At 68.5% G+C, this 23,675-nt stretch carries 23 protein-coding genes; 4 read left to right on the top strand and 19 right to left on the bottom strand.

The genetic code is table 11. The annotated features are described in order from the left end of the window. Positions 1-431: 431 nt before the first annotated feature. Positions 432-1,709, bottom strand: a complete 1,278-nt coding sequence (tyrS, locus tag CA951_RS08265; RefSeq protein WP_087556400.1) for a tyrosine--tRNA ligase — start codon at positions 1,707-1,709, stop codon at positions 432-434. Between the two features lie 8 nt (positions 1,710-1,717). Further along, positions 1,718-2,389: a DNA-3-methyladenine glycosylase gene (locus tag CA951_RS08260; RefSeq protein WP_087556364.1), complete on the bottom strand. Its 672-nt coding sequence runs from the start codon at positions 2,387-2,389 to the stop codon at positions 1,718-1,720. Between the two features lie 39 nt (positions 2,390-2,428). Here CA951_RS08260 and CA951_RS08255 point away from each other — a divergent pair, with 39 nt between their 5' ends. The 3 genes from CA951_RS08255 to CA951_RS08245 are packed head-to-tail and all read left to right on the top strand — an operon-like array spanning position 2,429 to position 4,538. Continuing rightward, complete coding sequence (locus CA951_RS08255) at positions 2,429-3,160, top strand: ABC transporter ATP-binding protein (RefSeq protein WP_087556363.1); 732 nt, start codon at positions 2,429-2,431, stop codon at positions 3,158-3,160. Next, positions 3,160-3,915: an ABC transporter permease gene (locus CA951_RS08250; RefSeq protein WP_087556362.1), complete on the top strand. Its 756-nt coding sequence runs from the start codon at positions 3,160-3,162 to the stop codon at positions 3,913-3,915. Before CA951_RS08255 ends, CA951_RS08250 begins: the two co-directional genes overlap by 1 nt. Continuing rightward, positions 3,912-4,538, top strand: coding sequence for a TetR/AcrR family transcriptional regulator (locus CA951_RS08245; protein WP_087556361.1), 627 nt, complete (start codon positions 3,912-3,914; stop codon positions 4,536-4,538). The genes CA951_RS08250 and CA951_RS08245 overlap by 4 nt, the downstream gene beginning before the upstream one ends. Here the strand turns inward: CA951_RS08245 and CA951_RS08240 are convergent, their stop codons facing one another. The 17 genes from CA951_RS08240 to infC form a co-directional block, all read right to left on the bottom strand. Next, the gene (locus tag CA951_RS08240; RefSeq protein WP_087556360.1) at positions 4,539-4,751 is read right to left on the bottom strand and encodes a Trm112 family protein; all 213 of its coding nucleotides are present in this window, start codon (positions 4,749-4,751) and stop codon (positions 4,539-4,541) included. 38 nt (positions 4,752-4,789) lie between these two features. Then, the gene (locus CA951_RS08235; RefSeq protein WP_087556359.1) at positions 4,790-7,780 is read right to left on the bottom strand and encodes an acyl-CoA synthetase; all 2,991 of its coding nucleotides are present in this window, start codon (positions 7,778-7,780) and stop codon (positions 4,790-4,792) included. A 106-nt stretch (positions 7,781-7,886) separates the two neighbouring features. Next, positions 7,887-9,335, bottom strand: coding sequence for an argininosuccinate lyase (argH, locus tag CA951_RS08230; protein ID WP_087556358.1), 1,449 nt, complete (start codon positions 9,333-9,335; stop codon positions 7,887-7,889). Positions 9,336-9,337: 2 nt separating this feature from the next. Beyond that, the gene (locus CA951_RS08225) at positions 9,338-10,537 is read right to left on the bottom strand and encodes an argininosuccinate synthase (protein WP_087556357.1); all 1,200 of its coding nucleotides are present in this window, start codon (positions 10,535-10,537) and stop codon (positions 9,338-9,340) included. A gap of 47 nt (positions 10,538-10,584) precedes the next feature. Then, the gene (locus CA951_RS08220) at positions 10,585-11,103 is read right to left on the bottom strand and encodes an arginine repressor (RefSeq protein WP_087556356.1); all 519 of its coding nucleotides are present in this window, start codon (positions 11,101-11,103) and stop codon (positions 10,585-10,587) included. After that, a complete protein-coding gene (gene argF / locus CA951_RS08215) occupies positions 11,067-12,014 on the bottom strand; it encodes an ornithine carbamoyltransferase (protein WP_087556355.1) in 948 nt (315 codons plus the stop codon). The genes CA951_RS08220 and argF overlap by 37 nt, the downstream gene beginning before the upstream one ends. Continuing rightward, a complete protein-coding gene (locus tag CA951_RS08210) occupies positions 12,011-13,210 on the bottom strand; it encodes an acetylornithine transaminase (protein WP_087556354.1) in 1,200 nt (399 codons plus the stop codon). The genes argF and CA951_RS08210 overlap by 4 nt, the downstream gene beginning before the upstream one ends. After that, positions 13,207-14,133, bottom strand: coding sequence for an acetylglutamate kinase (argB, locus tag CA951_RS08205; protein ID WP_087556353.1), 927 nt, complete (start codon positions 14,131-14,133; stop codon positions 13,207-13,209). The genes CA951_RS08210 and argB overlap by 4 nt, the downstream gene beginning before the upstream one ends. Then, a complete protein-coding gene (gene argJ, locus CA951_RS08200; RefSeq protein WP_087556352.1) occupies positions 14,130-15,374 on the bottom strand; it encodes a bifunctional glutamate N-acetyltransferase/amino-acid acetyltransferase ArgJ in 1,245 nt (414 codons plus the stop codon). Before argJ ends, argB begins: the two co-directional genes overlap by 4 nt. After that, on the bottom strand, positions 15,371-16,426 hold the full coding sequence (argC, locus tag CA951_RS08195; protein ID WP_087556351.1) for an N-acetyl-gamma-glutamyl-phosphate reductase: 1,056 nt from the start codon (positions 16,424-16,426) through the stop codon (positions 15,371-15,373). The genes argJ and argC overlap by 4 nt, the downstream gene beginning before the upstream one ends. A gap of 68 nt (positions 16,427-16,494) precedes the next feature. Further along, the gene (locus tag CA951_RS08190) at positions 16,495-16,893 is read right to left on the bottom strand and encodes a hypothetical protein (protein WP_087556350.1); all 399 of its coding nucleotides are present in this window, start codon (positions 16,891-16,893) and stop codon (positions 16,495-16,497) included. 44 nt (positions 16,894-16,937) lie between these two features. Continuing rightward, positions 16,938-19,424: a phenylalanine--tRNA ligase subunit beta gene (gene pheT / locus CA951_RS08185; protein ID WP_087556349.1), complete on the bottom strand. Its 2,487-nt coding sequence runs from the start codon at positions 19,422-19,424 to the stop codon at positions 16,938-16,940. Positions 19,425-19,491: 67 nt separating this feature from the next. After that, positions 19,492-20,577, bottom strand: a complete 1,086-nt coding sequence (gene pheS, locus CA951_RS08180) for a phenylalanine--tRNA ligase subunit alpha (protein WP_179220143.1) — start codon at positions 20,575-20,577, stop codon at positions 19,492-19,494. 94 nt (positions 20,578-20,671) lie between these two features. Continuing rightward, a complete protein-coding gene (locus tag CA951_RS08175; protein WP_087556347.1) occupies positions 20,672-21,481 on the bottom strand; it encodes an RNA methyltransferase in 810 nt (269 codons plus the stop codon). Positions 21,482-21,534: 53 nt separating this feature from the next. Beyond that, the gene (rplT, locus tag CA951_RS08170) at positions 21,535-21,924 is read right to left on the bottom strand and encodes a 50S ribosomal protein L20 (protein WP_005247385.1); all 390 of its coding nucleotides are present in this window, start codon (positions 21,922-21,924) and stop codon (positions 21,535-21,537) included. A gap of 64 nt (positions 21,925-21,988) precedes the next feature. Next, positions 21,989-22,183 (bottom strand): 50S ribosomal protein L35, encoded by a 195-nt coding sequence (rpmI, locus tag CA951_RS08165; protein ID WP_005247390.1) that lies wholly within the window; start codon positions 22,181-22,183, stop codon positions 21,989-21,991. Positions 22,184-22,241: 58 nt separating this feature from the next. Continuing rightward, a complete protein-coding gene (infC, locus tag CA951_RS08160; RefSeq protein ID WP_087556346.1) occupies positions 22,242-22,889 on the bottom strand; it encodes a translation initiation factor IF-3 in 648 nt (215 codons plus the stop codon). 400 nt (positions 22,890-23,289) lie between these two features. Between infC and CA951_RS08155 the strand changes: the two genes are divergently transcribed. Then, positions 23,290-23,673 carry a DUF1844 domain-containing protein gene (locus tag CA951_RS08155; protein WP_072949283.1) on the top strand — a complete coding sequence of 128 codons (384 nt, stop codon included), beginning with the start codon at positions 23,290-23,292 and terminating at the stop codon, positions 23,671-23,673. The last annotated feature ends 2 nt before the right edge of the window (positions 23,674-23,675 follow it).

The following is a 23,675-nucleotide window of genomic DNA, read 5'->3' as shown; positions in this document are numbered from 1 at the left end:
TTGAACATTCGTGATGCGGAGTACCAAAAACATTTGGCACTGACATTCATCGACACACTGTTGAGTTCTCAAAGAACACGCGCACACCATCACCACTGACTCACTCGCCAGCCGCTCCGGGGCAACCGTTCCAACTTATCTCCTGTCACGTCCCGGCGCAAACCGGGGCGATCAGGACATCTCGAAAGCATCGAACCAAGTTCGGTATTCTCGGGAAGATCAGGCGCCTGCGTCCAACCTCGTGCCCCCGGCCTCTCGGTCGGGGTTGGTGTCCGTGTCGCTCTGACCTGGAATAAGTTACGCGAATGAAAACGGAGCGTCAAATCCCCTGGTCACAGGCATCCAGTATGTGAAATCCGCTGGTGACCCGCGCCGCGCGCGGGTCACCGGACGGAGTCGGTCCGAATTACGCCGCTGTGACCCGCCGCACGCTAGTTCGACAGCACTTTGACGCCGGCGAAGTTGCGCTTTCCGCGCCGAACCACGAGCCACGTCCCGTGCAGCAGATCACTCGATTCGGGAGTCCAGTCCTCACTGGCGATCTTCTGGTTGTTGACGGAGGCGCCGCCTTCCTTCACGGCGCGACGGGCCGCACCCTTGCTCTCGCACAAGCCGCTGAGAACGAGAAGGTCGACGATGCTGGAGGGCTCGCCCGGCGCGAGTTCTGCGACGGACGCCTCCCGAAGGGCAGCGCCGAGCGTCGGCTCGTCCAGGTCCTGCAGTTCCGCCCGGCCGAACAGTGCCTGGCTCGCGAGCTCCACGGCACTGGTGTTGGCTGCGCCGTGCACGAGTGTCGTCATCTCGGCGGCGAGCCGGCGCTGGGCCTCGCGGGCATGCGGCCGCTCGGCGGTCGCCGTCTCCAGTTCCGCCAGCTCCTCGGCGGTGAGGAACGTGAACCACCGCAGGTACTTGATCACGTCGGCGTCGCCGGTGTTCACGAAGTACTGGTACCACGCGTAGGGGCTCGTCATCTCCGGGTCGAGCCACAGGCTTCCGCCTCCGGTCGACTTTCCGAACTTCTTGCCGTCCGCCGACGTGACCAGCGGGACGGTCAGACCGTGCACCGGTTCGGCGTCGACGCGCCGGTTCAGCTCGACGCCGGCGATGATGTTGCCCCACTGATCGGATCCGCCGACCTGCAGCGAGCAGCCGTGGCTGCGTCGCAGGTGCAGGTAGTCGTTGGCCTGGAGCAGCATGTAGCTGAATTCGGTATAGGACATGCCGTCGGTTTCGAGGCGGCGCTTCACGGTGTCTCGCGCGAGCATGACGTTGACGGAGAAGTGCTTGCCCACGTCGCGGAGGAAGTCGATGGCCGACAGCTTGCCGGTCCAGTTCATGTTGTTCTCGATGACGGCGCCGCTCGGCGAGTCGTCGAACTCGACGAACCGTTCGAGCTGCCCGCGGATCCGATCGGCCCACTCCGCCACGGTGTCCGCGGAGTTCATCGTGCGTTCGCCGACGTCACGAGGGTCGCCGATCAGCCCGGTGGCGCCACCGGCCAGCACGATGGGCCGGTTGCCCGCGCGCTGGAATCGCTTCAGCGCGAGCAGGGGCACGAGGTGGCCGGCGTGCAAACTCGGTCCGGTCGGATCGAAACCGGCATAGAGGGTGACCGGTCCGGCGTCGAGATCACGACGCAGTGCGTCCAGATCGGTTGATTGGGCAATGAGCCCGCGCCAGGTCAGTTCATCGATGATGTTCTCAGTCACGGTTCCGATCATCCCATCCGCTCGTCGGCGGGCATCGCACGCGGGCTTCTCCGGTACGCGGACACGGCCGGCGACTCCGGAATCCAGAAGCGCCACGGGCGGTCGGCGGCCGTGCTGACCCCGACCCGGGGACCGCTCACCCAGCCCTCCGACTCCGCGACCTCCAACCGAACGGGCGACTCGGCGTCGAACAGTGCCGCACCGTTCTCGGCGAGGGTGACGCCGGTGGCGGACCCCAGGTTGCCGGGACCGCGCGCCCAGTCAGCCGGTCTCGCGACGCGGGACCTGCGGGCCTGGACCGTCGCGGACCCGTCGAGCACTTCGCCGGCACGCAGCAGCACCCCGCCCGCGGTGCCGACCGGGCCGTAGGACACGTTCATGCAGAAGTGCATCCCGTAACTGCGGTAGACGTACAGGTGCCCGGCCGGGCCGAACATCACCTCGTTGCGCGGGGTCCTCCCCCGGTACGAGTGCGAAGCCGGGTCGGGCCAGGGCCCGTCCTTCTCCCCGCCGTACGCCTCCACCTCGACGATGCGGATGCGGACGTCGCCGACGATCAGCGTGGATCCGAGGACGATGCGCGCGGCGTCCACTGGTTCTGCCCGGTCGAGTCGATCGATGGTCACGTCCCGATTCTCCACAACCGTTGACGGCACCACGCCGACGGTCACATAATTCATCACACAGTGAATTCACCCAGTGATGAATTGAGGCCCGCCATGACCGGCAGCGCAGCGATCGACATCCGTGATCTGCACGTGCGCAGAGGCAGGAACGAAGTGCTGCACGGCATCGACGTCCAGGTGCCGAGCGGATCCATCACCGGCCTCCTCGGACCCTCCGGATGCGGAAAGACCACGCTGATGCGGTGCGTGGTCGGCACTCAAATCGTGGAATCCGGGACGGTCACCGTGCTGGGATCCCCCGCAGGCTCGGTCTCGTTGCGAAGCCGGGTCGGATACGTCACCCAGTCCCCCAGCGTGTACGCCGACCTCACGGTCAAGAAGAACGTCGCCTACTTCGCCGCGCTCTACGGTCAGCCGCCGAGCGCGGTCACCGAAGCCGTCGACGCGGTGGGGCTGACCCGCTTCGCCACCCAGAAGGCGGCCGATCTGTCGGGCGGACAGCTGGGCCGGGTCAGCCTCGCCTGCGCACTCGTAGCGCGCCCCGAGATCCTCGTCCTCGACGAACCCACAGTCGGTCTGGACCCACTCCTGCGCGTCGAACTCTGGGAGCGGTTCGAGGAACTCGCCGCCGCCGGAACCACCCTGCTGGTGTCGAGCCACGTGATGGACGAGGCCGAACACTGCGCGTCGCTCCTGCTCATGCGGGACGGCTACGTTCTCGCGCAGGTCTCCCCCGGCGGGCTCCGGGAACAGACCGGCGAGACGAGCCTCGAAGACGCCTTCCTGAACCTCATCCGCTCATCACATGTCGGGAGTGAGAACTGATGAACGTCACGATCTTCGCGGCCACGGCGGGCCGGATCCTCGCGCAACTGCGGACGGATCACCGCACCGTCGCCATGATTCTGGTGGTGCCCAGCCTGCTGATGGTGCTGCTGTACTTCCTGTATCAGAACGTTCCGGCACCGCCCGGTCAGCAATCGCTGTTCGAGCGCGTCGCGATCACGATGCTGGGCATCCTGCCGTTCGTGGTGATGTTCCTCGTCACGTCGATCGCGATGCAACGCGAACGGACGTCCGGCACCCTCGAACGCCTGCTCACGACACCGATGGGCAAGCTCGACCTGCTCGGCGGCTACGCGGCGGCGTTCTCCACGGCCGCTGCGGCGCAGGCAGCGCTGGCGTGTGCGGTGGCATTCGGATTCCTCGGCCTCACCACCGAGGGCAGCGTGACGTGGGTGCTGCTGATCGCCGTGCTGAACGCTATCCTCGGCGTTGCCCTCGGTCTGCTGTGCAGCGCGTTCGCGCGCACCGAATTCCAGGCGGTGCAGTTCATGCCGGTGGTCGTGGTTCCCCAGCTCTTCCTGTGCGGTCTCCTCGTTCCGCGGGATCAGCTCCCCACCTGGCTGGAGTGGATCAGCAACGTCCTCCCGCTGAGCTACGCCGTCGAAGCGTTGCAGCAGGTCGCCACCCACCCCGGGGCGACGGGCCTCACGTGGCGCGACCTCGCGGTGGTCGCGGCGTTCGCCCTGCTCGCACTATCGCTGGGCGCCGCAACACTGAGACGACGCACACCATGACCGACCCCGCGACACGCACGGACGGCGCCCCCGGGCTGCGGACCGGACGACGCCCGGGCAACCCGGACACCCGGTCGCGAATCCTGAACGCCGCCCGAAAACTGTTTGCACAGAACGGTTTCGACAAGACCAGCGTCCGTTCCGTCGCCACCGGAGCAGGCGTCGACTCCGCCCTGGTCCACCACTACTTCGGAACCAAGCGACAACTGTTCCTCGCGTCGGTGGACATTCCGGTGGATCCGACGAAGGTCATCGCGCCGGTGCTCGACACCCCGCCGGACGAGATCGGCAGCCGCCTCGCCCGGGCCGTGTTCTCCGTCTGGGAATCGCCGCACAAGCCCGCCGTGGTCGCGGCGTTCCGGTCCGCGATGGCGGGGAACGAACCGACTCTCATCCGCACGTTCCTCCTCGAGGTCGTGCTCCGGGACCTCGGACCGCGCGTCGACGAACCACCCGGAACCGGGATGCTGCGCATGCAACTGGTGGCATCGCAGATGGCCGGTGTCCTGGTGACGCGGTACGTCCTCGAATTCGAGCCACTCGCGTCGCTGCCCGTCGACGACCTGGTCGCGATCGTCGCACCGACGTTGCAGCGCTACCTCACCGGCGATCTGCCGGTGTGATCAGGCCTCGCCGGACGCCCGGGCGAGCAGCGTCTCGTGCTCCTCCGCGTCGACGTCCCGGGCCTCGTCGATCAGCAGGACGGGGATCCCGTTCTCGATGGGATACGCGCGCCGAAGGCGAGGGTTGTAGAGCAACTCGTCTCCGACCAACAGCAGAGGACCCTTGTCCTGTGGGCACGCGAGAATGCCGAGCAACGTCGGATCAATAACCACGGAAGTCCTCTCCAACCGTTCGGGTGAGCAGTGTCAGGCTACCGCGCGCCGGCGGGCACCCCGGCCGAGCCGTCCTGGAACTCGGCGGCCACCGCCTTGGTCAGCCGCCGGTACTGGTGCGATTCCGGATCGGCATACCACACACGGGTTCCCGGCTTGGGCAGGCCGGCAGCGCTCAGGGCATCGGCATTCGGGCGGTACGAGGACCCCAGCGGGATGTCCTCCACCACCTGGATGACGTCGGGCCGCAGCGCGGGAGCGAGCGCATCGAGCGCGTCGGAGATCTCCGCCAGCCTCGGCGGCCGCCCGTCGCGCAGGGTCAACGCGGCAACGGCCAGCGTGCGGCCGCCGACCTCCACCCCGTAGGCCACCGCGAGATCGACATGATCGACGGACCCGAGCGCGTCGACGATCGGCTGGGTGAACACCGCGCCCCGGGGAGTCGCGATCACGGTCTTCCTGTGGTCGACGAGCCAGTAGTCGCCGTCGGCATCGCGGCGGAAGAGGTTCTCCGTCGGAATCCACGCGTCGCCCGCGGCGAAGATTCCGCGCATCGCGCCGCCGGACATCTCGGCGTGTACGCCCGCCTTGCCGAGGAGCAGACCGACCTCGTCGTCCTCGCATTCGCGGATGAATCCCTGCTCGTCCTCCAGCAACCGGCCGGCGATCGGGTCGTAGGCCGCGAGCCGCACCTCGGCGCTGCCCGGCAAGGGCCGCCCCTTCGCCCCGACCTTCGCGCCTGCGACGTTCGCGAGAACCACGTCACCCTCCGTGGACGCGTAGAACTCGAGGACCTTCGCCGGTGCGAACCGTTCCGTCGTGCGGCGCCACAACCCCTGCGGCATCCCGGATCCGATGAAGAGCCGGACGGGATGACTTCCGTCGAGCGCGAGGTTCTCGGCGTCGAGGATCTCGCGCATCATCGTCCACGTGTAGCTGACCACCGTCACGCCGTAGCGGTGGACCTCCTCGGTGAACCGCTCGGGGTCGAGTCCGCGCGAGAGCGCGATCCGGGATCCCCCGGCCACGGCGCCACCGATCGCGGCGAGCAGGCTCGACGAATGATGCAGAGGCGCAAGGCAATACACGGTATCGCCGCGGTCGAGATCGGCGGCCGAGGCCGTGCCGAACGCCGACAGCGCCCACCGGTAGTTCGTGATCTGCTTGGTCTCCCAGTGCCCGTTGGACTCACTGCAGATGATGAACGCCAACTCGCGGGCCAGGCCGGGATCGGGCCGGTACCAGCCCGGCAACGTCACCGCGTCGGGGTCGATCTTCTCGAGATCGACGACGTTCGCCGACGGATCCACGTCGAGATCGCGCTGGGCGCCGCCGCCGAGCACGAGGACCTGCATGCCGGTCGCGATCGCGGCGTCCAGATTCTCCGGGTCGGTGACGATGCGCTCGACACCGTCGATGCGGAGGGCGGTGTGAACTTCCCGCCCCGGGGGCAGCAAGACCGCGACGGCACCGAGACGGGACAGCGCGACGATGGCGGCGAGCGCGCTCGGGCGCGTCTGCATCACGACGCCGACGTGAGCGGCGGGACGGACACCGGCCTGGATCAGACCGCGGACCACGTTGTCGATCCGCTGGTTGACCGCCTCGTAGGTGTGCACGCGATTGTCGAAGAGGAAGCACTCGCCGCCGGGCGCCTTCCGACGCTGCTCGGCCAGCAACCGGCTTAGCGAGATCTGCGTGTGCGGCTGGATCTGGCCGAGCCGGGCCAGCCGGGGCAGCGCCCGCGTGGCCTCGCCGGACAGTTCCACCGTGCCGCGCAACGCGCCGGACGCGAAGTCGCTGATCCCCTTGCCGACACCGACACCGACCTCGGCGACCGAGGCCACGGTGTGAATGATGCGGTCGCTGATGGACACTCCGGATTCGCTACCGAAATGCTCGTCGTAGCGCATGAGCTCGATGTTGGTGGGGCGCGGCCCCTGCCCCTCGTTCCACAGCACCCACTTGCCGGTCGTGGGCCACGTGTGGGTCGCCGCGGCCGAGCCGACGACGAGACCGAAATGCCCTGCTCGCAACGTCGATTCGTACACGTTCGCGCGTGGGGCGGCCCGGCGGATGCCGCGGACGGCCAACGGCTGACCGATGTCGTCGACCTCCCCCACGAACGCGAGGACGGGGCAGGTCAACTCCGCGAGCGACACCACCTGGTCCTTGATCACGAACCCGCCGGTCATCATGCGGTTGTGCACGATGAACTGCTTGAGCAATTCGGCGACGGCCGGGCCGGACCACGCGACCCAGCCCTCGGTCGCCAGGAACCGTCGCTGCTGCTCCCGAGGCAACAGCGCTTCCCTGTCGTGCAACTGACGGAGGAAATCCAACCTCGACTTCAGTGTCTTGACGGGGTCGAGGAGCTGAAACCCGGTGCGGGCCATCCACCCCGACACCGCGAGCCGGTTGAAGACGTGGTCCGCGAGGAAGCCCGCGGCGTCGGTGGCGAAGCCTGCCGGGATCCCGAACGGCAACCCGGCGAGCGTGTCGACCGGGCTGCCGAACGTCACGAGTCCGGCGATGTTGCGGCTGCGGCGATACGCGGCGGCCTGGTAGGCGAACATGCCGCCCTGCGAATATCCGGAGAGGTAGACGTCACGACCGGTGTGCGACCGCACCTGGTCGATGATCTCGCTGATCGCGACGATGTGGTCGGCGAGATTCCGATCCCAGCCGCCCTCTTCGGAATCCGGCGATCCGAAGTCGACGACCCAGGGGTCGATCCCCATCGAGCGCAGGATGCCGACCGCACCCTGGTCCCGTGTCACGTCGTAGACGTCGGCCGACATCATCATCGGCGGGACCAGGACGATCGGGGGTCCGGCTTCGGCCGGGTCCGTGTCGGGGAAATACCGTCGGAGCCGATACATCGGTGCGCGCTCGACCACCTCGAACGGCGATGTGGTGAGGTCCGTCTCGAGTCCGCCGAGACGAACCACCTCCAACCCGTTTTGCGCCGTCGCCACCACGCGACGGATCGGGCCCATCACCGTTTCGGTATTCAGTCCCACGAACACTCTCCCAGACTCTCGAACCGTGACGCACGTCTCGCTGCCGCCCGCCCTCACCCTACTGCGCTCGACGCGTCACTCTGCCCCTAATCCGGGGCGTCCGACGCCGGTGTCATCGACACCACTCGCGCAGCGTCTCGGACAGCCGACGGACCCCGCCCAACTGTTCGGCCACACGGATACCGGCCGTACCGCCGCGGGCGTTACGCGAGGCGATCGAGCCCTCGACGGTGAGCACCTCCCGCACGTCCGGGGTGAGAGCCGGATCGACCCCGGCGAGTTCTTCGTCGGTGAGATCCTCGAGTCCGGCGCCTCGCGCCTCGGCGACGCGGACACACGCCCCCGCGGCCTCGTGCGCGACGCGGAACGGGACGCCCTGACGGACGAGCCACTCGGCGATGTCGGTGGCCAGCGTGAACCCCGCCGGTGCGAGTTCTGCCATTCGATCCGTGTGGAATTCGAGAGTGGAGACCAGTCCGGTGATCGCCGGGAGCAGCAACTCGAGCTGCGCCACCGAGTCGAAGACCGGCTCCTTGTCCTCCTGCAGATCCCGGTTGTACGCGAGCGGCTGCGCCTTCAGCGTCGCCAGCAGCCCGGTCAGGTTGCCGATCAGCCGGCCCGACTTGCCACGGGTCAGCTCGGACACGTCGGGGTTCTTCTTCTGCGGCATGATCGACGAGCCCGTCGACCAGGCGTCGGCGAGCGTGATGTAGCCGAATTCCGGAGTGCTCCAAAGGATGACCTCCTCGGCCATCCGCGAGAGGTCGACGCCGATCATCGCGAGCACGAACGCCGCCTCGGCCGCGAAATCCCGCGACGAGGTGGCGTCGATCGAGTTCTCCGCCGACGAATCGAATGCGAGTTCCGCGGCGATCGCCTCCGGATCGAGCCCGAGCGACGAGCCGGCCAGCGCCCCGGAACCGTACGGCGACACGGCCGCCCGCACGTCGAAGTCCCGCAGCCGCTGAACGTCACGGAGCAACGGGTGCGTGTGCGCCAGCAGGTGGTGCGCGAGCAGCACCGGCTGCGCGGCCTGCAGGTGGGTCTTGCCCGGCATCACCGCGGACGGGTGCGCCGCCGCCTGAGTCGCGAGGGCGTCGACGACGTCGAGGACACCGTCGGCGACGCGGCGGACCGCGTCCCGCAGCCACATCCGGAACAGCGTCGCCACCTGATCGTTGCGCGAACGCCCGGCGCGCAGGCGTCCCCCGACCTCGGGACCGACCCGATCGATCAGACCGCGCTCGAGCGCCCCGTGCACGTCCTCGTCGGATTCGCTCGGGACGAACTCGCCGCTCGCGACGTCGGCCGCGAGCCTGCCGAGACCGTCGAGCATCGTCGCCAGGTCGTCGTCACCGAGCAGGCCGGCCTTGTGCAGCACCCGGGCGTGCGCCTGGGATGCGCGCACGTCGTACGGGGCCAGCACCCAGTCGAAGTGGGTGGACTTGCTCAGCGCCGCCATGGCGGCGGCCGGTCCGGACTCGAACCGGCCGCCCCACAGTGCGCCGGTCACGGTCGCACCCTGACGGGGGGCTCCTTCGTTGGTGCCGTGGGCGCTCATACCTAGAGGCCCAGATCGCGCTTCGCCGCGACCTTCGAGGACAGTCCGTGGATCTGCACGAATCCCTTCGCGTACGACTGGTCGAACGTGTCGCCCTCGTCGTAGGTGGCCAGGTTGAAGTCGTACAGCGACTCGTTGCTGCGGCGGCCGTTGACGATGATCGCACCGCCGTGCAGCACCAGCCGGATGTCGCCGGAGACGCGTTCCTGGGTCTTCTCGATGAACGTGTCCAGCGCGACCTTCAGCGGGGAGAACCACAGGCCGTCGTACACCAGCTCGCTCCAGCGCTGCTCGGTCTGACGCTTGTAGCGACCCAGCTCGCGTTCCTGCGTGACGTGCTCGAGTTCCTGGTGCGCGTTGATGAGCACCATGGCACCGGGAGCCTCGTAGATCTCCCGGCTCTTGATGCCGACGAGACGGTCCTCGACGACGTCGAGGCGGCCGACGCCCTGGGCGCCCGCGCGGCGGTTGAGCTCCTGGATGGCCTCGAGGACACTGACCGGCCTGCCGTCGATCGCGACGGGGCGTCCCGCCTCGAAGCTGATGATCAGCTCGTCCGGGGCCTGCCAGTTGACGGTCGGGTCCTGCGTGTAGTCGTAGACGTCCTTGGTCGGCGCGTTCCACAGGTCCTCGAGGAACCCGGTCTCCACGGCGCGGCCCCACACGTTCTGGTCGATCGAGAACGGCGACTTCTTGGAGACGTTGATCGGGATCTCGTTCTCCTCGGCGAACGCGATCGCCTTCTCCCGGGTCCATGCGTAGTCGCGGACCGGAGCGATGACGTCGAGGTCGGGAGCGAGCGATCCGAAGCCCACCTCGAACCGGACCTGGTCGTTGCCCTTGCCGGTGCAGCCGTGCGCGACCGTGGTGCCGCCGTGGGCACGCGCGGCCTCGACGAGGTGCTTGACGATCAGCGGGCGGCTGATGGCCGACACGAGCGGGTAGCGGTCCATGTAGAGGGCGTTGGCCTGGATGGTCGGCAGGCAGTATTCGTCGGCGAATTCGTCGCGCGCATCCACCACGACCGATTCGACCGCACCGCAGTCGAGTGCACGCTGGCGCACGACCTCCATGTCCTCGCCGCCCTGGCCGAGATCGATGGCGACAGCAACAACTTCCTTGCCGGTCTCCTTGCCGATCCAGCTGATGGCGACTGAGGTGTCCAGCCCGCCCGAGTAGGCGAGTACGACGCGATCGGCCATGGTCCTTGTGCTCCTTAGGTTGAAGATCTGTAGAGATGATTCAGTTGTCAGGCGAGGGATTCGATCTTGGCCGCGAGTTCCGCCCCGCTCAGCGGCTCGCGTGCCACCACGAGAACGGTGTCATCCCCCGCGATGGTTCCCACGACGTCAGGTAATGATGCCCGATCGAGTGCACTCGCCAGATAGTGCGCTGCCCCCGGGGGGGTTCTCAGCACCGCCATGTTGCCACTGGCATCGGTCGACACCAGTAGCTCCCCCAGCAACCGCGACAGCCGGTCGGTTCCGCCGGACACGCCGCGGACGGGATTTCCGTCCTCGGGCACCACGTACACCCCGGCGCCGCCGTCTGCGGCGCGGAGTTTCACGGCGCCGAGTTCTTCGAGGTCGCGTGACAGCGTCGCCTGGGTGGCGTCGATGCCTTCGGCCGCGAGCAGCGCCGCGAGTTCGGTCTGGCTGCGGACCGGGTTGTTCGACAGGATCGCGATGATGCGCGCCTGCCGTCCCGCCCGGGTCGGTGCCGTGGCCGCATTCACGGACGGTGTCCGGTTCGTTGCGCGAGCAGCCACACCAGCAGTGCCTTCTGCGCATGGAGGCGGTTCTCGGCCTCGTCCCAGACGACGCTCTGCGGTCCGTCGAGGACGGCGTCGGTGATCTCCTCGCCGCGGTGGGCGGGCAGGCAGTGCAGGACCACCGCATCGGCGGCCGCCTTCGCGAGCAGCGCCTCGTTGATCTGGAAGGGGCGGAACGGTCCGACCCGGTCCAGTCCGTCGTTCTCCTGGCCCATCGACGTCCAGGTGTCGGTGACGAGTGCGTCCGCGCCGACGACCGCCGCCTGCGGATCCTCGGTGAGGGTGATGGTCGCGCCGGTGTCGGTAGCCCGCGCGCGGGCTGCCTCGACCACCCAGGGCAGGGGTGCGAATCCCTCGGGGCCGGCGATGGTCACGTCGACGCCTGCGGTCACACCGCCCAGCATCAGCGAGTGCGCCATGTTGTTGGCGCCGTCGCCGAGGTAGGTGAGTTTCAGGCCCTTCAGCGAGCCTTTCCGCTCCGCGAGGGTCTGGAGGTCGGCCAGCACCTGGCACGGGTGGAACTCGTCGGACAGGGCGTTGACGATCGGGACGTCGGCGCCGGACGCCATCGCCTCGAGCCGCTTCTGCCCGAACGTGCGCCACACCACGGCGTCGACGTACCGCGAGAGGACGCGGCCGGTGTCCTGCAACGTTTCCTCGCGGCCGAGCTGGGTGCTGCGCCCGTCGACGACGATCGCGTGACCGCCGAGTTGTGCGATGCCCATCTCGAACGAGAACCGGGTGCGCGTGGAGTTCTTCTCGAAGATCACGCCGACCCCGCGGGGGCCCTCGAGCGGACGCTCGGCGTACGGGGCTTTCTTCAGCCTGGCGGCGAGCTCGAGGACCTCTGCCTGCTGTTCGGGGGTGAGATCGTCGTCCCGGAGAAAGTGTTTCACCACGGTCGTCACTGCTTTCCCGGCTGAGCGGCCGATTGCGCGTTGTCGAGGATCGCGGGCAGCGCCGCGACGAAACCTTCGGCCTGTTCGTCCGTGAGGACGAGAGGCGGAGCGAGCCGGACGACGCCCGGCTGCGCGGCGTTGATCAGGTATCCGGCCTCGCGGGCGGAGTTCTCCACCGCGGGGGCCACGTCCTGGGTGAGGACGATGCCGAGCAGCAGTCCGGCGCCGCGGACGTGGTCGATCAGCGGGTGGCCGAGACCTTCGATGCCTGCCGACAGCGTCTTGCCGAGCGTGTCGGCGCGGGAGATGAGGTCGTCCTCGGCGATGGTCCGCAGCACGGCGAGCGCCGCCGCCGCGCAGACGGGGTTCCCGCCGAACGTCGTGCCGTGCTTGCCCGGCCCGAACAGGTCCGCGGTCGCGCCGGTGGCGATGCACGCGCCGATCGGCATCCCGCCACCGAGACCCTTCGCGAGAGTCATGACGTCGGGCACGATCCCGACCGCCTGGTGGGCGTAGAACCAGCCGGTGCGGCCGACGCCGGTCTGCACTTCGTCGAGTACGAGCAGGGCGCCGCGATCGGCGGTGATCTGCCGTGCGCCTACGAGGTATCCCTCCGGCGGAACGACGACTCCCCCTTCGCCCATCATCGGCTCCAGGAACACGGCTGCGGTGTCGGCGTCGACGGCGCGATCGAGTGCGTCGAGGTCGCCGTACGGCACGTGCTCGACACCCGGGGGCATCGGCTCGAACGGCGCCCGCTTGGCGGTCTGCCCGGTGAGCGCGAGAGCGCCCATCGTGCGGCCGTGGAACGAGTTCTCCGCCGCGATGATCTTCGACCGTCCCGTGGCCCGCGCGAGCTTGAACGCCGCCTCGTTGGCCTCGGCGCCGGAATTGCAGAAGAAGACACGTCCGGGAGCACCCAGATGGGACAGCAACTTCTCGGCCAGTTCGATCGCCGGTTCGCTGGCGTACAGGTTCGACACGTGCCCGAGGGTCGACAACTGCGCCGTGACGGCCTCGATGATCGCCGGGTGTGCGTGTCCGAGTATGTTGACGGCGATTCCGGCGAGGAAGTCGACGTACTCCTTGCCGTCGGCGTCGGTGAGCACCGCACCCTGACCGCGCGTGAGTGCCACCCGGGGGACGCCGTACGTGTTCATCAGGGAGCCGGACCAGCGCTGCTGGAGTTCCGGGGTTCCGGTCATGAGGCAACTCCCTCGGTAGGTGAAGTCGGGGCGGGCGTGACCATCGTGCCGATGCCCTCGCCGGTGAACAGTTCGAGCAGAACGGAATGCGCGAGGCGGCCGTCGATGACGTGCGCGGTGGGTACCCCGCCGCGGACCGCGCGCAGGCAGGCTTCCATCTTGGGCACCATGCCGGCGTCGAGGGTCGGCAGCAGTTGCGCGAGCGCGTCCACGTCGATCTCGGTGGCCAGCGAATCGCGGTCCGGCCAGTTCGTGTACAGCCCTTCGACATCCGTGAGGATAACGAGCTTCTCGGCGCCGATGGCCTCGGCGAGCGCGGCGGCGGCGGTGTCCGCGTTGATGTTGTGCACCACACCGTCCGAGTCGGGGGCGATGGTGGACACCACGGGAATTCGGCCCGCGCGGATGAGGTCGTGAACGGCCTCCGGGTTCACGGTCGTGACGTCGCCGACGAGTCCGATGTCCGTCGGCCTGCCCTCGACCATCACGGTGCGCTTGGTGGCGGTGAACAGATGTGCGTCCTCGCCGGAGATCCCGACGGCGTACGGGCCGTGGGCGTTGATCAGCCCGACCAGTTCGCGGCCGACCTGACCGAACAGCACCATCCGGACGACGTCCATCACCTCGGGGGTGGTGACGCGAAACCCGCCCTTGAATTCCCCTGTCATGCCGAGCTTTCCGAGCATGGCGTTGATCTGGGGGCCGCCGCCGTGCACGACGACCGGCTGAATGCCGACCGTCCGCAGGAACGCCATGTCGGCGGCGAACGCCGTCTTCAGTGCGTCGTCGACCATGGCATTGCCGCCGTACTTCACGACGACGACCTTGTCGCGGAACTGCTGCAGCCACGGCAGCGCCTCCGCCAGGACGTGTGCCTTCTGGTGATCGGTGATGCCGGTGAGCGCTTCGCTGGCCGCTGTCATGACGAATACGCCGAGTTCTCTTCGACATAGGCGTGCGAGAGGTCGGTGGTCCGGATGGTCACCGCGTGCTCGCCGAGACCGAGGGCGATGTCGAGGGCGATGTCGATGTCGCTCAGGTCCACGTCCCGCGCACCCGGGGCGCCGACGCCGTCGATGCAGACGGGAGCGCCGTTGAACGACACCGAGATCTTGTCGGGGTCCAGTTCGATCGGCGCGATGCCGATCGCGGCGAGGACACGGCCCCAGTTGGGGTCGGAGCCGAACAGCGCCGTCTTGACGAGGCTGTCACGCGCCACCGTCCGGGCCCCGATCAGCGCGTCGTGCTCGCTGACCGCGCCGGTGACGGTGACTCGCACCCGCTTGGTGACGCCCTCCGCGTCGGCCATCATCTGATCGGCCAGGTCGTCGCAGACGGCCGTCACGGCCGCGTTCAGTTCGTCCTGGGTGGGTGTCACGTTGCTCGCGCCGGACGCGAGCAGCAGCACGGTGTCGTTGGTCGAGGTGGCGCCGTCGACGTCCAGCCGGTCGAACGTCACCCGGGTGGCGGCCCGCAGCGCGGCGTCGAGTTGGGCGGCGGTCGCGACGGCGTCGGTCGTCACCACGCACAGCATCGTCGCCAGCGCCGGTGCCAGCATGCCGGCGCCCTTCGCCATCCCGCCCACGTTCCACTTGCCCGCATGATGCAGGGCGGCCTGCTTCGGCACCGTGTCGGTGGTCATGATCGCGTACGCGGCGTCGGTGCCGCCCGAGATTCCGCCCGCGAGTTCGTGGACGGCCTCCGTGACGCCGGTCAGGACCTTGTCCATGGGCAGGCGGTCGCCGATCAGACCGGTCGAACACACCGCGACCTCGACGGCACCGGTCTCGGTGCCCCAGTTACTCAGCGCCGACGCCACTTCCTCGGCCGTCTTGTGCGCGTCCTGGAATCCGCCCGCGCCCGTGCACGCGTTGGCGCCACCCGAATTGAGCACGACGGCGCGCAGCCTGCCCGTGGTGAGTACCTGCTGCGACCACAGCACCGGGGCGGCCTTCACCTTGTTCGCCGTGAAGACGCCTGCCGCCGCGAGTTCCGGCCCCTCGTTGAGCACGAGGGCCAGGTCGGCGTTACCGCTCGCCTTGATGCCCGCCTTGATCCCGGACGCGCGGAAACCCGCGGGCCCCGACACTCCCTGGCTGCGGACGAGCGTGCCGCCGGCGACTTCCCGGGCCGGGTGCGGATCGATCGTGCTGTCACTGCTCACGGGGCAACTCCCACTGTCGAGAGACCGGCGGTCTCGGGTAGTCCAAGCGCAAGATTCATCGATTGCACCGCTCCCCCGGCGGTGCCCTTCGCAAGGTTGTCGATCACCGCGACCACGACGATCTGGCCGGCGTCGGCGTCGACCGTCACCGCGATCTGGACCGCGTTCGATCCGATGACCGCCCCGGTCTGCGGCAGCACGCCCCGGGGCAGCACGTGCACGAACGGCTCGTCCGCGTACGCCTTTTCGTAGATCGCGCGCACCTCGTCTTCGGTCGCCGTGGTGACCGCGGTGCAGGTCGCGAGGATGCCGCGTGGCATGGGCGCGAGCACGGGGGTGAACGACACGGTGACGCGCTCACCGGCGAGTTCGGAGAGATTCTGGATGATCTCCGGAGTGTGGCGGTGCACGCCGCCGACGCCGTACGCGCGGACCGAACCCATCACCTCGGAGCCGAGCAGATCGGCCTTGGGGGCACGTCCCGCGCCGGACGCGCCGGTGACCGCGACGATCGTGACCCTCGGTTCGACGATGCCCGCCGCGACGGCGGGAGCCATCGCCAGGCTCGACACCGTCGGGAAGCACCCGGGGACGGCAATGCGGGTGGCGCCCGCCAACTTCTCGCGCGCACCGGGGAGTTCCGGAAGTCCGTACGGCCAACTGCCTGCGTGCGGGCTCTTGTAGTACCGCTCCCAGTCCTCGGCGTTCGTCAGCCGGAAGTCGGCGCCGCAGTCGATGATGACCGTGGACTCGGGCAGGTCCTTCGCGTACTGCGCCGAATTGCCGTGCGGCAGACCGAGGAACACCACGTCGTGACCGGAGAGCGTATCGACGGTGGTGTCTTCCAGCACTCGGTCGGCGAGGGGAAGCAGGTGCGGATGGTGCGAGCCCAGGGTCGAGCCGGCGTTGCCGCCGGCGGTGAGCGCGCCGATGACGAGCGAACCGTCCGCATACGACGGGTGCCCCAGCAGCAGACGCAGCACTTCGCCACCGGCGTATCCGCTCGCGCCGGCGACGGCAATCCTGATCGGTTTTCCCGCGTGCTCAGTCATACGATTGATTATGCATCATCATGCAAGCTAATACACAACGTGGTCTCCCAGCGGGACGGGAACCGCGGTCACTGCTTGCCGAGCGACCGCCGGATCTCGTCGAGTTTGGCCTTACCCGCCTTCTCCCGCTTCTCCCACGCGTCCTCCAGCGACTGCCCCGACGGGCTGTCGTGCGCGAGTTCGGAGGAGCCCATCGCAGTCCCGAACCGTCCCTCGATCCGCTCGCGCACGCGGTCGAACGTCGGGACGCCACCCGGGGTGTAGTCGGGTTCCGGCACACCCGGTCCGACGTGATGCACGACCTCCGCGGTCACCGGATCCTCCGCCGGAATCGCCGCACCCACGTCCACGGCCGCAAGCAGCGCGCCGAGACCCGGACGTCCGGCGGCCACCGCGCGCACGACCTCGACGAATTCGGCGTCAGTCAACTGACTCGCCGCCGCCACGACGTCGCGCACCTCGGTCATCGCACCGCTCCTCACCGTCCCGGGCCCTCCACCCAGGCTACGGGTCAGCTGCGCAGTTCGGCACCCACCGCTGCGGACGCCGCGGCGACCGCAGCGTCGCGGGCTGCGCTCGCCTCGTCCTCGGTCAGCGTGCGGTCGGCGCCCCGGAATCGCAGCGCGAACGCCAGCGACTTCCGGCCCTCCCCGACCTGCTCACCCTCGAACACGTCGAACAACCGGATGTCCTCGAGGAGTTCGCCGCCACCCGACCGCAGGGCGGCCTGGACCTCGGCGGCGGGAACCGTGGTGTCGACGACGACCGCCACGTCCTGAAGGACCGCGGGGAAGGGTGAGACCTTCGGCGCGGGCAGATTCTCCACCAGTGGCAGGGCGCTCAGATCGATCTCCACGGCACTCGTCCGCGGGGGGAGCCCGGCGCGCTCGAGCACTGCGGGATGCAACTCACCGGCGTGCCCGACGACGACGCCGTCCACGAGAAGTTCCGCGCCGCGGCCCGGGTGCCACGGGAGGTACTGCGTCGCGCGGAACTCCAGCTCGACACCGGCCGCGGCGGCCACCGTCCGGGCTGCGGCGAACGCGTCGGTGGCGTCGGCCGCGCGTCCCGCGCCCCACGGACCACTCGGCTCACGCTGTCCGGTGAGCACCGCCGCCACGTGCACGGGCTGATCCGGCAGCGACTGCAGCAACGCCGTGATCTGTTCGTCGGTCGGACGCCGGTCCACCGGGAGCGCCGCGACCGGCTTCGTGTCTGCGCCGGGCAGCACGACCTGCGCGATGCCGAAGAGCGACAGGTCGCGCTGGCCGCGGGAGACGTTGCGGGCGAGGACCTCGAGCAGTCCGGGCAGCAACGTGGTGGCCAGTTCGGGCCGATCCGATTCGAGCGGATTGAGCACCCGGCCGGTGTTCCTGCGCGGATCTTCCGGATCCAGCCCCCAGGTGTCGAAGACGGCGGTGGGCAGGAAGACGGGAGGAAGGATCTCGACGTACCCCGAGAACGCCAGGGCGCGGCCGACGGCCCGCTTGCGGCGCTGCGTCGGCGTCAACCCACGACCCGCGGGGGCCGCGGGCAGCACCGACGGAATCTTTTCGAGACCCTCGAGGCGCAGCACTTCCTCCACCAGATCGGCGGGCTGCACCAGGTCGGGGCGCCACGACGGCGGGGCCGCGACGAGCTGGCCGTGACCGCTGTCGCTGACACCGACCTCGACGGTGCAGCCGATCTGCGTCAGGCGGCGCGCCGAGGTGCCGGTGGGGTACTCGACGCCCGCGACGCGGTCGGGGAGGTCGATGTCCATGTGGATGGGCTGGTGCGGGGTGACCTCACCGATGTCGGTGAGCGCCGACTCGACCCGCCCGCCGGCGATGTCGACGAGCAGCGCGGCCGCCCGGTCCAGTGCCGCGACGGGGATCTCGGGATCGACGACGCGCTCGAAACGCTTGCCCGCCTCGCTCGTCAGCTTGTGCCTGCGCGCGGTCTTGAACACCGCGAGCGGATCCCATGTGGCCGCCTCGAGCAGGATGTCGGTGGTTCCCGGGCCGACCTCGGTGGACGCGCCACCCATGATTCCTGCCAACGACAGGACTCCCGAATCGTCGGCGATCACAACGTCCTCGGGGTCGAGGACGCGTTCGGTCTCGTCGAGAGTCGTCAGCTTCTCCCCCGCCACCGCGCGGCGCACGACGAGTTCGCCGCTGATCTTCGCGGCGTCGAACGCGTGCAGCGGCTGGCCCAGTTCGAGCAGAACGTAGTTGGTGACGTCGACGGCCGGCGAGATCGGGCGGACACCCGACAGCAGCAACCGGCGCTGCAGCCACCACGGGCTGACCGCGTTCGGATCGATACCGGTCACCCGGCGGGCGGCGAAACGCGTCGCCTTCGACTCGGGTTCGACGCGGATCGGCCAGGCTTCCCCGTCCGCAGGAGACGGCGGCACTGCCGCGGGGTCGGCGAAGTCCAGGTCGAACCCGCACGCCAGTTCGCGGGTGAGCCCGCGGACGGAGAAGCAGTAACCGCGGTCCGGGGTGATGTTGAGTTCGATGACCGTGTCGTGCAGACCCATCAACTCGTTCGCGTCCGCGCCCGGAAGCGCGGTGCCCGGCTCGAGGACGAGGATGCCCGAGTGGTCCTTGCCTATGCCCAGTTCGGCCACCGAGCAGATCATCCCGTCGGAGACCTGCCCGTACGTCTTGCGGGAGGCGATGGCGAAACCACCGGGAAGGACCGCACCGGGCAGGGCAACCACCACGAGGTCGCCTTCGGCGAAGTTCCGGGCGCCGCACACGATGCCCTGCGGCTCGGCCGCCCCCACATCCACCTTGCAGAAGCGGATCGGCTTCTTGAATTCGGTGAGCTCGGTGATCTCGAGAACCTTGCCGACCACGAGGGGGCCGTCGACGGGCTCGAGCCGGTCGACTTCCTCGACCTCGAGCCCGACCCGGACGAAACCTGCGTCGAGTTCCTCGGCGGTGACGTCCCAGTCCGGGGTGGCACGCTGCAGGATCTCGGTCAGCCAGGATTGCGCTACTCGCACGTCTGCTCAGCTCTCTCGTTCGTGAAAATGTCGTGACTGGGGTGGGCGGGATCCGGGTGACGCGGGGTCAGCCCTGGACACCGAAGGGCAGCGTGAAACGCACGTCGCCCTCGACGATGTCGCGCATGTCCGGGATCCCGTTCCGGAACTGGAGTGTGCGCTCGAGTCCCATCCCGAACGCGAACCCGGTGTACACGTCGGGGTCGATTCCGGAGGCGCGCAGCACATTCGGGTTGACCATGCCGCAGCCGCCCCACTCGACCCAGCCCGCGCCACCCTTCTTGTTCGGGAACCACACGTCCACCTCGGCGGACGGTTCCGTGAACGGGAAGTAGTTCGGGCGCATCCGGGTGCGGGTGTCGGGACCGAACAGTGCGCGGGCGAACGCGTCGAGCGTGCCGCGCAGATGTGCCATGGTGAGGCCCTTGTCGACCGCGAGCCCCTCCACCTGGGAGAAGACGGGGGTGTGTGTCGCGTCGAGTTCGTCGGTGCGGAATGTCCGTCCGGGGCACACCACGTAGATCGGCACCTCTCGCGAGAGCATCGTGCGCACCTGCACCGGCGACGTGTGCGTGCGGAGCACCTGTCGCGAGCCCTCCGGCGCGATGTGGAACGTGTCCTGCATCGTCCGCGCGGGGTGATCGGGCAGGAAGTTCAGGGCATCGAAGTTGAAGTGCTCGGTCTCCACCTCCGGCCCCTCGGCGACCTCCCAGCCCATGGCCACGAACACGTCCTCGACCTGCTCGGAGATGATGCTGATCGGGTGGCGGGCACCCACCGGCTGACGCTGCGACGGCAGCGTCACGTCGATGGCCTCGGCCACGAGAACGGCGGCGTCGCGCTCGGCGAGCAGCACCGCGCGGCGCTCGTCGAACGCCGCACTGATCCGGGTGCGGGCGACGTTCACGCGCTTGCCCGCGTCGGCCTTCTCCTTGCCCGGAAGGGCTCCCAGTCCGCGGCGGGCGAGGGCGATCGGCGACTTGTCGCCCATGTGCTCGACCTTGGCCTTCGCCAGGTCGTCGAGATCCGCCACCGACGAGAATGCCTTCTCGGCGCTCTCCGCCGCCGCAGTCAGGGCGTCCTCGGTGAGCGCACTCGCATCGACCGCGCCGCCTTCGCCCCCCGTGGAGGCAGCGCCCTCTTTTTTAGCCACGACCGGTGCCACTCCTTAAGTTCTTTCAGTCAACACTCACGACGAAACCGAAACAGCTCGCCGTCAAATCCTATGCGATCCGATTTTCGTCGCTTCAGCTGTCGGTTCGCTTGCGGTTCTGAACCCGCGCGCTCGAATACAGGCAGATCGACGCCGCCGTCGCCAGGTTGAGGCTCTCGGCTCGACCGTGGATCGGGATCCGCACCCGATGGTCCGCTCGCGCCGCGGTGGCCGCGTCGAGGCCGTGGGCCTCGTTGCCGAACAACCACGCCGTGGGGCGGGCCAGGAGTTCGTCGGCGTCGTCCAGATCGACTTCGCCGTCCGCCGCCGTGGCGAGCAACTGAATGCCCGCCGCGCTGATGCTGTCGAGAACCGCGGCCGTGTCCCGTTCACGCACCACCGGAAGGTGGAAGAGACTTCCCGCGGACGCCCGGACACATTTTCCGTTGTGCGGGTCGACACTGTCGCCGGCGAGAATCGCCGCGTCCGCACCCACCGCGTCCGCGACCCGGATGACGGTGCCCGCGTTGCCCGGCTCCGCGACCGCGACCGGAACCGCGAGCAGGCGCGTTTTGGGGCCCACCGCCTCGGCCAGCGGAACGTCGAGGAGATCGCACACCGCGACCAGACCCGGCGGGGTCACCGTGTCGCTGAGCGCACGGACCGCCCGGTCCGTCACCAGCGACGTGCGAACACCCGCGGCGTGCGCCCGGTCGAGCAGCGTCGAGTACCGCTGCTCCGCGTCCGCGGTGTAGAAGAGGTCGTGCACCGGGTGGGTGGCGAGGGCCTCGCCGACGGAGTTCTCCCCCTCCACCAGGAAGCGCCCGACCTTGCGGCGTTCCGCGGTGCGCAGCAGCTTGACAGCAGAAACGACCCGTGGGGTGCGCTCGGTGAGCGGGTCCACGGGTCGTTTCCGAGGCTCGAAAGGCCGGGGCTCGAACGGCCCGGGTACGAGACTCAGGCTGCTTCTCCGGCCGGAGCGTTCACGTCAGCCGGGAGAGCCGCCTTGGCGAGGGCCACGAGGCCGGCGAATGCGGCGGCGTCGGACACGGCCAGCTCGGCGAGGTTCTTGCGGTCGACCTCGATCTCGGCCAGACGCAGACCCTGGATCAGGCGGTTGTACGTGATGTCGTTCGCCCGTGCAGCGGCGTTGATACGCGTGATCCACAGCTTGCGGAAGTCGCCCTTGCGCGCACGGCGGTCACGGTAGGCGTAGGTCAGCGAGTGGAGCTGCTGTTCCTTGGCCTTGCGGTACAGGCGCGAGCGCTGTCCGCGGTAGCCGCTGGAGGCTTCGAGAATCGAACGACGCTTCTTCTGGGCGTTTACCGCCCTCTTTACGCGTGCCACTGAAAAATCCTGTCAATCTTGGGGCGGTGAGCTGCCCCGGGTGGTCAGTAAAAGGGGTGTCGACTCAGATGTCGAGCAGGCGCTTGATGCGAGGAGTGTCAGCCTTGCTGACGACAGCCACGCCATCGAGGCGACGGGTCACCTTGGTGGCCTTGTGCTCGAGCAGGTGGCGGCGACCGGCCTTCTGGCGCAGGATCTTTCCGCTGCCGGACACCTTGAATCGCTTCGCGGTGCCGCTGTGGGTCTTCGACTTGGGCATGGAGTCCTCAGTTCTTTGGTATCCGGACCGTGATCCGGGTCGTGCTGGTGTAGTCGGACTAGCTGGTCGGCGCTTCGCCGGGCGTAGTACCGCCCGCCTGCTCCGCAGGTGTCGCCGGAGCCTGTGCCGGAGCGGAAGTTGCCCGCTGCGCCGGCGGCGCGGCGGCGCTCTCCTGCGCCTTGACACGGGTCTTCGCGCCCTTGTGCGGCGCGAGCACCATCGTCATGTTTCGACCGTCCTGCTTGGCGGACGTCTCCACGAACCCGAGATCCGCGACGTCTGCACCGAGACGCTGCAGCAGCCGGAAACCGAGCTCCGGACGCGACTGCTCACGTCCGCGGAACATGATCGTGACCTTGACCTTGGATCCGGCCTCGAGGAAGCGCACGACGTTGCGCTTCTTGGTCTCGTAGTCGTGATCGTCGATCTTGGGGCGGAGCTTCTGCTCCTTGATGACCGTGAGCTGCTGGTTCTTGCGCGACTCACGAGCCTTCTGCGCGGCCTCGTACTTGAACTTGCCGTAGTCCATGATCTTGCAGACCGGCGGGCGAGCGTCGGGGGCCACCTCGACCAGGTCGAGATCGGCCTCGAGGGCCAAGCGGAGTGCATCTTCAACACGCACGATGCCAACCTGTTCACCTCCGGGTCCGACGAGGCGGACCTCGGGAACTCGGATGCGATCGTTGATGCGGGTCTCAGTGCTGATGGGGCCTCCTAGGTTGAACGGTCTTGTCTCGAGACCGCCAGCAGCCCGTACGCCCGGATTCCCAACAAAAAAGCCCCGCTGCGGTGATGACTCTCACCATGCGGGGCCCGATGTCGACCGATCAGACGAACTCACGGCTCACGCCGCTCCCTCATCTCCTCACACTCGAGGAACTCGAACCGAGTAACCTCGGATCAAGCGACCGGACCACTGAGCTGCAGTTTTACCTGCCGCGCAGAGGTGGGAGTCGGACTCCACTTGCTGCCCCCGACAAATCCGAAGGCGGTCGTTGCACCAAGAGTAACATTTGCGCACGTCGTGAGCTAATCGATACCGGGACGTTGCGCCCCACGGCCACCTGGCCGCCAGGTCACCGGCCGCTGGTGGAATCCTCTAGGGCATGACGGACAACATCGATGACACCCCGAACGACGGCACCGTGAGCGGCGGTGACCAGAATACCGACGTCCGGGAACTGGCCGACGTTCCCTCGGTCGAGGTCATCAGCCGCGCCGCGGTCATGCTCATGAGTTCGGCAGCCGAGAAACTCGGCCTGTCCGACGCCGACCCCGACTCCAGCCCCCACCGCGACCTCGACGAGGCCCGGCGGGTCATTACCGCCCTCGCCGGCCTGGTGACCGCGTCCATCGAGTACCTCGGACCGCACGCGGGGCCGATCCGCGAAGGCCTGCAGGCGCTGCAGCGCGCGTTCCGCGAAGCGTCGTCGCACCCGGACGAGCCCGGCAAGGGTCCGGGTGAGAAGTACACCGGACCGGTGTACTGAGA

The sequence above is a fragment of the Rhodococcus sp. NCIMB 12038 genome, assembly GCF_002165735.1.
Classification (GTDB): domain Bacteria; phylum Actinomycetota; class Actinomycetes; order Mycobacteriales; family Mycobacteriaceae; genus Rhodococcus_F.
This window is presented reverse-complemented; position numbering and strand designations above follow the sequence as displayed.